Source organism: Bacteroides sp. ET225 (assembly GCF_024733745.1).
GTDB lineage: Bacteria > Bacteroidota > Bacteroidia > Bacteroidales > Bacteroidaceae > Phocaeicola > Phocaeicola excrementipullorum.
Genome location: NZ_JANRHN010000054.1, coordinates 1 through 13,109 on the forward strand (window position 1 = coordinate 1; position 13,109 = coordinate 13,109).

Consider the following 13,109-nt stretch of genomic DNA (forward strand, 5'->3'; position numbering starts at 1 on the left):
CAAAGACGAAATAGGGAATCTGAATATTTACTGTTATCCCGAGGTCTTTGTCTATCTTACTTCTGGTGGTAGCGAAAGTTACTGTAAATTAATCGGATATTCTGTAAACAATGGATAATTAGTGAGTCAGATATTTTTACCTGATATTTCAGAGAACAACGAGGTGAATTAAAGTTAATATGGGGCATGATAAGATGGTCTATTGTGAAAAATACATATTGCCATCTACAAAGAAATAGATAGGACTGATGGCCCCCGACGACTGCTGTATAAATTGATAGATGTAGCAAGCGGTAGGATATTGAAAATAGATAAAGTACTGGTATTTTAATGTGTGACTTTTCATTTTTATATATAAGAATTTATTGATTCTCAATAATATTCGTAACTTTGCAATATAATTTATATATAACAACGATGCAACATAATAGAATGAACATACCTGCAAATACATTATATCGAAGCACAAAATGCTTTGAGCGTGTGTCGTATGTTAATGCATCAAGCATTGAATTATTGAATAAATACAAATACACTTTCCAACGATCTTTATGTATATTATTGAGGGTACAATGATGCTGATAACCCTCTGATAATGATAACAGAAAGCCGTCGGAAAGTCCTGATTAAAACTTTTCGACGGCTTTTTCTTTATGCCTTTTGGTGACATCCGCTCGATGCGTCCTTCTCCGTCAATTCCGTCCATGGGCAAAATACAATGTATTATTAACCGCGCAGTGATGCGCATAAATGAACAAAATTATGAATTATAAATTTGATGGAAGCAGGGTGTTCTTTACATCTGACACGCACTTTAACCATACCAATATCATCCGGTTCTGCAACAGGCCCTTCAAAGATGTGGCCCACATGAATGAAACGATAATAGCCAACTGGAACAGCGTGGTTGGCCCTGATGATATAATATTTCATTTGGGAGACTTTTGTTTGGGAGGTTCTGCCGAATGGATAAATGTACTAAATAGGTTGAATGGGAAAATATATCTTATAGCCGGCAATCACGATATAAAGAATCTCAGGCAGAATTATACGAAGTACTTTGAACAGATAACGATGCAGATGCATATTGAAGTTGATAAACAGAAAATTTATCTGAATCATTGTCCCTTCCTTTGTTATGGAGGAGCTTACAGTGATACATGGCAACTCTTCGGGCATGTACATACCAGCAGGCATAACACCGGAAAGGATGTTCCGCGGTTGAAAATGCTTTTCCCGACTCAGTATGATGTAGGTGTGGATAACAATAATTTCACACCGGTTTCATTTGAACAGGTAAAGATGATAATAGAGAAACAGATAGAACAATCAAAGGAAGGAGACTAATAAATGAGAATACAATATATGAGTGATTTGCATCTCGAATTTCAGGAGAATAGCAGATATCTGAGATATAATGAATTGCCTGTAACAGGTGATGTACTGGTGCTGGCAGGAGATATTTTCTATCTCAAGGATAAGACTGCTCCAGTTATGAATTTTTGGAAGTGGGCATCCAAAAATTACCGTCAGGTATTGATTGTTCCTGGTAATCATGAATACTATAACTATTCGGATGTGATGGAACGCGGTTTTCAATGGAAGTGGATGTTGCGGGAGAATGTGGGTTACTATCAGAATCAGGCTGTCCGCATCGATGATACGGACTTTATACTGAGTACGCTTTGGTCGCATATCAATCCGAATGATGAATATTTTGTATGGAAAGGTATGAACGACTTCCGTCAGATTAAGTTTGGCGGGAAGCTGCTGCAAGTGGAGGAATTCAACCGGATGCACGAGATCAGTATTGACTTTATTCGGAAAAACATCGAAGAGAGCACAGCAAACCATATTGTGGTGGTCACACATCATTTGCCTACACCCCAAGTAGTAGCAGCGCACCATAGAGAATCTGTTCTGAACAGTGCATTTGCAAGTGAGTATGATAATTTAATCGCCAATAGTTGGATTGATGCATGGATATATGGACATTCGCATACCAATATTGATACGGAAATAGGAGGGACCAGGGTAATCTCTAACCAAATGGGATATATTTTTGCAAATGAGCATCTGATGAATGGATTTGAATCGGGCAAGTTTATTGAAATTAAATGAGTACAGCGATGAATGAAAGAAAAGTCATAGATAGAAAATACCTTTGCGATTTGGCTAAGGAAGTTGGTCTGACTACATTAGATCTGGAAGCATTAGGCGAAAATCATCATTGGGAAATTGTTGTGGAAGGAAATTTACTGGAAAGGATGATTGAGACTCAGCGACAGTTTGAGCGTCTTGCCGTGATTGGCGATGAAGAGTGTCGTGGATTTTATATAGAGGTGCCTCGGCCAACACCAGAAGATTGGGGTAATGCAGATGAACTGATTGCTTCGGGAGAATACAGCAGCATGGATGCATATCTGTCGGACTGGCTTGCGTTCAATCCGATGGAAACGCGCTGGTTCTATATAACCTCAAGAAAACACGGGAATAACCGGTCGATTCATGTTACCGACCGGAAATTTACCCACTTTGTTATTTCTAACCGCTCCTCGTATAATGAAAAGGAGTTCGATGATGTTTGTTGCAAGGAGAACCTTACACGTTTTTTCGACTTTTTGAATCTTATGATTGGTGTTATTATAGCAGATTCCGACGGGTTTAATGAGTATGTAGCAAACAATCTGCCATACCAACAACGTACAGGTAGGATTTCCAGAAAGAACCTGGTTCGCATAGTTCCGAGTCTTAGGATTGATGTAGAGGACCGTGAAATGACAGTTAAGGCTTTAGAGGACTCAATACAAGGGTGTTCTTTGTCTCCTATAGAGACTATGACCATACGAAAGTATTGTAAATTTTATCGTATTGCTAATGAAGCTTATAAGGCTTATCATAAGAAACGGGATATCGGTGGACGTATCAATAAGGATTCAAAAAGAGATCTCCAAAAAATCTCGGATGTGGCTTACTACAAGTATATGAAGTATGTGGATGTGGAGAACCTTTATAACGTCGACAGCCAGGAGGATTTCATACGGTTTGCAACGGATCATTACGGTGAACTTGGGCTTTCACGTTTGAATATCTTAGCTTCAAATGTTCAACATCAGGGATGGAAGATTGTTGTTTCTAACAGTTATTCATCCAATGTCGGATTGGCTATGGAGGTGGCTGTCTCCCTGTATAAGGCTGATGCTCCATTACATATTTACGATGCTGAGAAACTTCTGAGTATTCTGAAGGAAGAGGATTTTGTCCGACTGGTTCCTGATTCATACCATAACTATATGGGATATCAGGAAGAAGGTACCGTCTATGAGCTTCCTTAGGAGTATGAATGTTCTGACGAGAAGAATTCTTTTCTTACTTTGGAGCAATATCATGATATTATTTCTCATACCGAATGGGAGCCTGAGAAGCGTGTAGAGCTTATTTCTTAATGGAGCGTCGTAGTTAAAAGATGGCTTATCTCCATGTTTATGCGTGGTTGATAAGCCATCTTTTTGCAATCAAAATTTCAAGAGAGAAATAGCGAAATTAGACATATAACAAATACAAAATATAGAATTTACAATTAATCACTATGATTTGACGATAAGTTTTCTAAGAAAAATTAGTTTTATTCTCAGAAATTACATAGTTTTGTATTTATAATCTTCATAATAGTGAAGATTAATGCTTAAAAATATATGTAACTATCATTATAATGATATATAAATACGGTTTATATGGTAGATTTCTATGAATACTCCACGCCTGAGCTTGTAAGGCTATTAGGTAACAGATTTAAAGAATATAGAATTCGTTGCAATCTCACTCAGAAAGATGTTTCTGAGCAATCCGGTATTGGACTTACAACCATCCACAAATTCGAGAATGGTACAGCTGGCAATATTTCATTGTCAACATTTATTGTGTTGCTGAAAGTGGTCGGACAGATTAATACTATAGATAATCTTCTCCCAGAATTGCCTGAATCTCCTTACCTGATGCGTAAGGATGATAAAAAAGTACAGCGTGTCAGACACTCTAAATAGTATAAATTATGGTACAGTCGTTAAAAGTAATCCTTTGGGGTGAGGAAATTGGTAGATTGGCATGGGATGCTGGACGCAGGTTATCCTATTTTATGTATAATCCGGCCTTCTTGAAGAAAGGTCTTAACATTTCTCCATTAGCTGCACCAGTTGATGGAGCGAGAGGACTTACACCTGTATGGGGAGAAGAGGCCAAGATTTATCAAAAATTACCGGCTTTTTTAGCAGATTCATTGCCTGACTCATGGGGTAATCAACTTTTTGAATTATGGCGCCAACAGAATCACTTGTCAAACGCAGATATTACTCCTCTTGACAAACTCTCATTTATAGGAAAGCGTGGAATGGGAGCTTTGGAATTTTTTCCTGAGGTTTCAAGAGAGCGTAAGGCTGAAAAAATAGATATCAAATCATTGGCAAATTTAGCAGAACGTATATTCTCAGAAAGAGAAAATGCCAGAATCCTACCCGAAGAGTCGGTAACGATGCAATCATTACTTACGGTTGGTACTTCAGCCGGTGGTCGTCAACCTAAAGCCATTGTTGCCATTAATCGAAAGAATGGTGAGGTCCGTAGCGGGCAGATTTCCGGATTAGAGGAATTTGATTACTATCTGGTCAAATTTGGAAATTCGCAATACAGCTCGGCTGAATTGGAGATGTCTTACTATGAACTTGCTACAATGGCAGGGATAAATATGATGCCTTCAAAACTCTATCAGGTGGACGGGAATAATCATTTCATGACAAAACGTTTTGACCGTAATAATGGGAAAAAGATTCATACACAAACTTTGGCCGCAATTAGCCCCGATGCGGACAGTTACGAACAATTGATTACAGTATGCCGGAGGCTCCATCTGCCGGAAACAGACTGTTATGAGGTATTCCGCAGGATGGTCTTTAATGTATTGGCAAACAATACAGATGATCACAATAAGAATTTTTCATTCGTTATGAGTGAGGACGGTACTTGGCGTCTGTCTCCTGCATACGATGTAACTTATATATTTGACAATGGAGGATTCTTGCCTAATGAAGATCATTGCATGTATATTAGGGCAAAACTTAGGGATATAACACGGGATGATGTTATTCAATTTGCTAAAGATAATGGAATACGTAGGCCTGATGCAATCATACGTGATATAGTTAGTGCCATAAAACAATTTCGTACGGTCGCCACTAAATATGGTGTTGCGGAACAGTGGATAAGACGTGTTGAAAATACTATAGTTGACCGTCTGAAATCATGGGGAGAGTTAGAGGAAATGGCTCCTGAAATATGCGAATTTGTCATAAACGGACATACTGTAAAGAATATCCGTATGGAGCAGTCGTATAAGGGAAATTTCCATTTGCTTGCTGAAATAGACGGTCATGAACGTAAGTTTATTATTGGTAAGAATAAAGAAGAGTTTTCACTTATTGAATCAATGGGCATAGCAAATCTGTCATCGGATCAGCTCAAGGATATGGTTGAAAAGTATTTTAGATTATAGATTTAATATCTTTTGTTTAATATTTTTATGTGTAAACTTATGGAACATATTTGGCATATAAAGAATAAGAATTTTAAAAAATCGGAGTCTCTTTCAAGTGTATTAAATATTCTTTATCAAGAAGGTTGTACTTACATAATGGATAATCATCTTGCTGCAGGTTGGTGTTGGTATAACACTTTGGATCAACATAAAGAATATAACTTTTGTCATATTGATCAGCATGATGATCTAGCTAATGACTCTCATGATATTGTACAAAAATTATTTTCAGAAGATAGAAAAATTTCACTTGATGAATATACTTCGTTGCATTATAATCAACCCCCTCAAGTTATTTTACCTCCTTTGAAAGTTATAAGATGGGATAACTATATTCTTCACATGAAATCAGTATTTCCACATTGGTTCAAGAAAGAAATTTATGCATGTCATGATTTTGTATCAGGTGAAAGAAGTAGTGTAACAAATGTTCAATCATATGATAGCTATTTTGATCCAGATAAAGGAGTTCAAGATGTCCCAATTCATCCGATAAATATCAATTGTTATGATTTGAGTCAAACATTGGAAGAGCAAATTAGTAATAATGAAGAAAGATTATGGATTGTAAATCTTGATATTGACTATTTTTTTAATGATAAGTTACAATTATTTACTGATGAATATATAGAAGCTATATGTAACCAAATCGTAAAAGAAAGAGAAAAAATAGCAGTACTTACTATTGCTCTCAGTCCTGAATGCTGCAATGGTTGGGACAATTCTATAAGGGTCTATAATTATATAGCAGAACGCCTTTCTCTCGAAATGAGATTATAATTATTCTATTTATAGTTCATTAAATAGAATAATTGAAATTTTTATTGCATGGAGTACACCCAAAAATTTGTTGCCTAGCTTTTGGGTGTACTTTATCTGATATAAATGTGAAGTCCTAAAATTTTGAGTATTTCGAAAGTTTCTGTCTATAATCATTCTCTTTTATTATATGGACACAAATCAATTGTCAGTTCTTTGAGCTGTTCATCCGAAAGATGCATATTTCTCAAAAGGTTCAACAGTTCTTCCTGACGTGGCTGCCCCAGTGTCATGCGATACAAAGCAAGCACCTTGATAAGACGTTCGTACTTATATCGATCGCGGCTAAGCGGGTAAAGCGGAACAATACGCTCAATGTATTCCAATTTTGCCCGTTGTTCTTCCGTCAGATCTGCGACAGGAAGGCACCAATAAGGAACAATATCCGAATGTGTGCCTTTCAAATTCGAATAAGCCAGAGAAAACAGTTCATCCCAAGTATGATAAGTTTCACTGCCATACAATTTTACCACATTTCTGCGAATAGCCAGGCACTTAAAACGATTGATACGGCCTTCCCGTTGCTCTAGATCTACAGGATTTGAGGGTAGATTCCAGTGAACAATCTTTCTGGCATACCAATGAAAATCAAGGCCTTCCTGACCTATTGATGTTGTTGAAAGCAGGAACGGACGGAAAGGAGAATTGAAAGCCTTACGAATATTAGTGGTACGAGCTACAGATTTGTCAGTGACCGTTTTATCAATGAATGGAATAGCAAAATGACAACGCATAAGTTGTTTCTTTTCTTCCATTCCCAATGAATCGGTTGTATCTATGCTAAGATTGCTTGTGCCAATAATAGCCACCGTAACAGTATGTCCCAACATCTTTGTTTGTGTCATGTGGGCATATTCATCAAGTACAGCCTGCAGGTTACCTACCACACAGTAATCAAGAACAGATTCGTAATAATCATCATCGTTCTTTTTGTTATACATCAGGTCTATCACAGCTGCACTTTCAGGTTTGTTGAATACTGAGACGATTGCTTTAGCCACCATTTGGGCATCTTCTTCATTGCCGGATTGCCGATAAGCACATACAGCTGGTGAAGCGATGGCAATATCTGTCATCACATCCAATGCATTTGAAGGCACATACAAGTCGTTCAAATCTTCTACTGGCTTTCCATCCAGTATTTTCATGAGAGTAAGAATAAGTTTGGCGTTGTTTCGCCCTTGTTGTGGAATACTACTTATGATAGTATTCTGTGCAAATTCTTCTTGAATTCTCTGTTTTATGATTTTCCGGATTGAGGAAAGTTTCTCTCCATAAAATGTGGTAGGAGAGAAAAGACCGGATAGGGTTTGGCAAGGATACTCTAATAATCCGTCGGCTCTTAAACGATTCTCGCCATAACGGTTCTTCTTTTGAGACGTATAGCGTATCTCTGCTTCTACCTTCTTTAACTCTCCCAAAGTATATAACTCCGAATAATATGACATCATGATGGAAATCATTCTCGGTACCATTTCCCATGAAGAGAATAGGATAATCTTGGAGAAACTGCGGGCTTCGTTACTCTCAAATACACCTCCGGCTTTATAGTATGGATTAGAGGCAGGAACCCAAAGCAACAACTGTGTTTTCTTCTCGTGATGTGTACCAAATACTAGGTCGTGAAGATACTTTAATTTTCCATTAGCAGCAGGAATGGGACGATAATTATTGATGGCATACTTCGATAGAAGCAATGCGTCCTTTTTTCCATATCTTTTTACGTCTGAGTGTTGTAATGCCGAAGCAATTCGTTTCTTCAGTTCGTATTTATCCATAAAGGACAACAAATAAGGTGAAGATTTGACGTATTCCATGGGGAGATTACCCAAGCGCACTTTCGTATTTTCTTGATTTAGACAATCCATCAGATACTGCCCCTCTGCAAACGAAAGGATATCTTCCGGCACGACCTGTACGTCACATACACGGGAATCGTCTATAATGCCACTATTAAACCGTTCCGTGCGGCACATCACTCCATACAGTGCTTCTTCTGCTTCATTCTTGGTTACCACAAGCGGTGTTAAATCAACCACATTTGTACGTTTGAGTGCAGCAGAATATGTGTGCCATATCAACTTGAACCGGTCCATTTTATCTTTTGTGGCATATAGAAAATCCATTACTTTCATAAAGTCCTGATAGTGCTCGTCATTCCCATTTGTATTTAACTCTTCAAGGGTGGAATAAGGTTTATAGGGCGTAGCAGAAAGTAACAGAATCTTCGTATTGGAACGCTCGTTGTCAAAGAATTTGTTGGCCAGCATGGATTGCTCGTCATCACCTTGTTCAAGCAACGAATTGAAGCGTTGAAACTCATCCATGATAACCAGGTCAGGATCGAGCATGTCAATACTGATTTCTGCGAAAATACGACGTAGCTTATTGATCATGTCTGCCCTCTGACGATTATCGCAACCATTTTGTGCGTACTCAATCAATTGATTTGTAATAGTATCCGACAATCTCGTCTGTAACTTACTATGCATCTCACAAAGATAATCATCTCCGCATCCATTGATTTTTTCGTTATAAATGTTCGTAAGCTCCTGCCAGTTTTTAACATTACAGCTAAGAAAATCACTGATAACTTCCTTATAATCTTTGACTTGATCCAGTCCGCATAAAATATTATACATCAAGGCACGTTCATTGGCTGTTCCTTGTGCACTGTAAAAACGGAAGGAAGTGGAAGGAGTCAGCGGAATGATTGATTCAGGCATTTCTCCCTGCTCATGCTGTTCTGCAATCCGTTTCTCAGCCAATTTGATATAAAGATGCTGCATTGACAGACGGCTCTCGCTGATGCTCATCCGATTTTCAACCCCTAATTTCTCTATGTTTTGATCGGCTATGTTGGCATTCGAACAGATATAAACCACCTTAAAGAAGTCATCTTTCTCCTGCTTGTGCCATTCACGAACTAGGTTGATGACTTGTTTGGCCACGAACGTCTTGCCTAATCCCACTTCGTCGGCTAGCAATACCCTTCGATGACCTAAATTTTTATAGATATGCAGAATGCGATCTGCCGTAGCACGCTGAAAATCCTTTACTTCCTGACTCATAAGCGTTTTACTTGTTTAATAACGTTTTCAAATGTGTTGTACATCTCCATGAAATGGTCTGGAATGACTGTCTCGTCTGCTTTCTCTACGATTCGCCGGATAGAAGCGATGCGGTCAGGGTCTTTATAGGCCATTTTCACCATGTCTTCATAAAGTGAGGTACTAATTTGCTGTTCCAAAGAGGATGCCTTGTCATTGGCCAGCTCCTTTTCCAGTTGTTGGCTTTCCAATATATACTGTTCCACCTCATCAGTTAGCATGAATGCCAGATAGTTGATGAACTTTCCTTTCGTATTGATAAAGTAACGGAATATTGCTTTGTCTCGCTCATCGGTTGGCATTCCCTCCGTCTGTATTTTTATCAGACGACGCAAATCTCCAATCCGTATCGTGTAAAATTCTGTTAATGAATCCAGTGCCATATCTTTAAATGTCAGCCCGTCAGCTAATACTTGTTCCTTGCCGTCACATCCTAAAGGATAAAGAAAAACAGGCTCCGAAGGCATTCTGTTAGACTGGCATTGTATGGTGATGGTATAGTTTCCGTCATTAGATGTAATTTGTGCCTGCTGAATGGCCGAAATTGCACGACGCAGCATCAATTCGTTAGTGACATCCTCTTTCTCAGAGTCTTCCTCTGGTACCGAAAGAACCTGCTCGAACATACATTCCTTGCTGTTGTTTATCAGTTCACTCCGGTATTTTTCATACGAAGATTTATAGGGAGCAAACTTCAGGTGCAGTAAAAACTCCACATTCCGTCTGAATCCATTCATGGTGGCATTGGTAGAACCAAGATACAGATGGTTATAGCTGACGTTGCCCTCGTTTCGGCGTATGAAATACACTTTCTCGTGCAAGTCGACAGACACATCTTTTTCCACCTTATCGGTCAGTACTTCCTTGGGAGTGTAAACACCGTCATTAAACAAGTTTATAACCTCTTGTGTAACTGAAGCATGTCGTGTGATGAGTGTCTTTTTAGCACTAGGATTGCAACTGACCATCTGATTCAAAGTATTCTTGTCCACGAAGGGGGAGATGACCAGCATTTCTGCCGCATGATTCAGCATACTTTGTTCAAAGCACTTTGTATATCCATCATATCCAGGTATCCCCATAGGGAAAAACTCGTAATCTTCAAAAGGAGAATCGGTAAGGTCAAATTGTTCAATGTAGTCGATGTCCTTACAGATAGAACGCATATTTTTACGGATAGTACGGTTGTCGGCTTTTGCGATTAACCATGTGAGAAAGTCCACAAGCGGTGTATGTTTGACTTGTGCTTTCCGAGTAGCCGGTTTGGTACCGATTTTACCAATAAGTTCACATACCACGTCCAAGTCATTGGAACCGGTAAGATTACGGGAAAGGACAATTAGTTTGATTTGCTGAGCACCGGTGTCCGGGTTCGTTTCTTTGATAATCCATACCTTAGGATGAAAATTGATGAAACCGCCCCCCTTTGCTTGCAGTGTTACTTGTACAACGCTCTGCTCCAATAGTGAATACACTTTGGAGTTGGCTTGCGGTACTGCCACACATCCGGCATTGCAGAAAACGGCAAACTTACCAGCTGATTTATTGATGGTCTCCAGTATCAGGTGAGGAGAGCGCATGGCTGTTTCTGTCAGGTCGGTCATTGTGCCCAACATAAAGGGCACTGATAACAAGGAAGGCATGTCCAGACTATAGGTAGTACAAACCGCATAATCAATTACAAAGCCATCGCTTTGCAACACATCAGTATAGATAATATCATTCCATAATACATCAGCCATTGATAGCCTCCTTTCTTAATTCCTCGGTAAAGGTTTTTACCGTTTCCCATCGGTAGGTGAGTTTATAGTAGTGTATGCGATTCCTTTTATTATAAATATATGCTGGATTTCCAATTTTTCTTCGATTCCCTTTTACTCTTCGTTCCCGGTTGATAATCAACTGATCAAAACCACCATCTTCTTCAATGTCATTGGCTGCAATGCGTTCCGCAACTTCTTTGCAGAACCATTTCCCACTGTTTTCCCGTATGCTTACAGCATTCAGCACTTTGTCTATGTTCGTACCACTATTCCGGTATTCTTCAAGTTTTTCTTGAAATTCGATTCGCATTTCTTCATCCTGGTATTGCGAATATATATAGTTATAGCGGATGTGCACCATATATATGAAATCTGCGAAGCGTCGGGCCAAATCTTGCAATTCTCCAATCTCCTGTGGCAAATGACGGAAGGGAATCTGTTCAAAACTATCGGCTATTGCAAAGTCAGGATTATCCACGATGTAACGTAATAAGGTACCTTGACATGCTTCTGCGTTCAGAATGTGATCCACAATAAAGTCTTTATCCTCTACGGTCAGATCTAATGTACATTTCTGGGTAAAATCATAATCTACATTAGGAAAAGAGCAGAACTGGAACAGGCCGGACTTCTCATCCACATCGTCATTTGTATCTTCATTATCCGTCTTGGTCACTTTAGGAGCATTGTGTAATGCCTTTGAAGTTGAGTAGATTAGTTCATATAACTGTGGACTACGTAAGATTCCAAAAGTCTGTAATCCGGAATTGTAGATGTATGCCGGATCATATTTTACATAATTGTTTCCACTTTTACCAATCATCTCACTTCCTGTGATACCTCGTTTGTCCGCACTGCCATCGTATAGATTTTTTGTCATGATCCGTTCCAGACGGATAATTTCCGCTTTCACCTCCGATAAACGGTTATATCGTTTTTCTGTAGCCTTACGATAGAGTTGTGGCATGAGCGAGAAATACTTCATGTGCTTTTGCAGGGTAGATATTCCGGGAAACATACGGTCTGCAAAAGCATCACGGATACGGCCAATGCCGAGTTCATCGAGAGCTACAGATTCCGAAGTCATTTTCAGTACTTGCATGACTCGGGTTTGCTCTTCTCTGTTGCTGTGTATATATCCTAATTTCATAAAATTGCTAATTTGTGTTACAAATCTAATTATTTTTCTTGTAAAGATGGTCTATTTTATAAAACTCTCCATTTTTACCTTCTTTTATCAGCAAACATTCTTGGTGTTTTGATTCTTTCCATTTATCATATAAATCAAGTCTTAATACAATAGTTGGCATATCCTTAATAGGAGACTCATTATTAAAACATATTTGAATATAAATAGGGCATATTGCTTTATTGTTATTGAATATTTTTAATAGAACATTTTCTTTAATATCGCTTCTCTCGCAATTATTGTATAAAGGCTTTAAGGCAATTACTTCATTATTATATCTTTCTATAAAAATGTTTCTAGTGTTGAATTCTTTCATTAAAAAGGGAATAACATCTTCTTTATAATCAGACGGAAGTTCCGGAACTTGATTTATTTCATTTAAAGCATCAATATTATAAGTACTTTGCAAATCCATTTCAGGCTTATTTTCTCGTTTGTGTGTTTTAATATTGTGATAACAAATCTTGCTGTTCCTATAAAGTTTTACGATGTTCTTATAAATGAATTCCTGTAAGTCATTTTTATCGTTGACTTTTATACATATTGCTTTATTCGAATTCTCAACAGGATAATTAAAATTCGCCTCAATACAATATATAAACAATGGCGGTCTGCTGATTTTTGTTGAATGATATAGTTTT

General features: G+C 38.3%; 10 protein-coding genes. 6 read left to right on the forward strand and 4 right to left on the reverse strand.

The annotated features are described in order from the left end of the window. Positions 1-762 precede the first annotated feature (762 nt). From NW212_RS14600 to NW212_RS14625, 6 genes are all read left to right on the forward strand, one after another. On the forward strand, positions 763-1,347 hold the full coding sequence (locus NW212_RS14600) for a metallophosphoesterase (protein WP_057099649.1): 585 nt from the start codon (positions 763-765) through the stop codon (positions 1,345-1,347). Positions 1,348-1,350: 3 nt separating this feature from the next. Then, positions 1,351-2,121: a metallophosphoesterase gene (locus tag NW212_RS14605; RefSeq protein ID WP_258339356.1), complete on the forward strand. Its 771-nt coding sequence runs from the start codon at positions 1,351-1,353 to the stop codon at positions 2,119-2,121. A gap of 8 nt (positions 2,122-2,129) precedes the next feature. Continuing rightward, positions 2,130-3,335 carry a hypothetical protein gene (locus NW212_RS14610; RefSeq protein WP_309148259.1) on the forward strand — a complete coding sequence of 402 codons (1,206 nt, stop codon included), beginning with the start codon at positions 2,130-2,132 and terminating at the stop codon, positions 3,333-3,335. A 399-nt stretch (positions 3,336-3,734) separates the two neighbouring features. Continuing rightward, positions 3,735-4,043, forward strand: coding sequence for a helix-turn-helix transcriptional regulator (locus NW212_RS14615; RefSeq protein WP_007833400.1), 309 nt, complete (start codon positions 3,735-3,737; stop codon positions 4,041-4,043). Between the two features lie 8 nt (positions 4,044-4,051). Beyond that, a complete protein-coding gene (locus NW212_RS14620; RefSeq protein ID WP_258339357.1) occupies positions 4,052-5,545 on the forward strand; it encodes a type II toxin-antitoxin system HipA family toxin in 1,494 nt (497 codons plus the stop codon). Between the two features lie 39 nt (positions 5,546-5,584). Then, positions 5,585-6,367: a UPF0489 family protein gene (locus NW212_RS14625; protein WP_182830337.1), complete on the forward strand. Its 783-nt coding sequence runs from the start codon at positions 5,585-5,587 to the stop codon at positions 6,365-6,367. A gap of 152 nt (positions 6,368-6,519) precedes the next feature. Here the strand turns inward: NW212_RS14625 and NW212_RS14630 are convergent, their stop codons facing one another. The 4 genes from NW212_RS14630 to NW212_RS14645 all read right to left on the reverse strand — a co-directional run. After that, the gene (locus NW212_RS14630) at positions 6,520-9,477 is read right to left on the reverse strand and encodes a DEAD/DEAH box helicase (RefSeq protein ID WP_258339358.1); all 2,958 of its coding nucleotides are present in this window, start codon (positions 9,475-9,477) and stop codon (positions 6,520-6,522) included. Further along, positions 9,474-11,258: a phospholipase D family protein gene (locus tag NW212_RS14635; protein WP_258339359.1), complete on the reverse strand. Its 1,785-nt coding sequence runs from the start codon at positions 11,256-11,258 to the stop codon at positions 9,474-9,476. The genes NW212_RS14630 and NW212_RS14635 overlap by 4 nt, the downstream gene beginning before the upstream one ends. Next, positions 11,251-12,429, reverse strand: coding sequence for a DUF6361 family protein (locus NW212_RS14640; protein ID WP_258339360.1), 1,179 nt, complete (start codon positions 12,427-12,429; stop codon positions 11,251-11,253). The genes NW212_RS14635 and NW212_RS14640 overlap by 8 nt, the downstream gene beginning before the upstream one ends. Before the next feature lie 25 nt (positions 12,430-12,454). Beyond that, a partial coding sequence (locus NW212_RS14645) for a hypothetical protein (RefSeq protein ID WP_258339361.1) occupies positions 12,455-13,109 on the reverse strand: 655 nt, incomplete at its 5' end.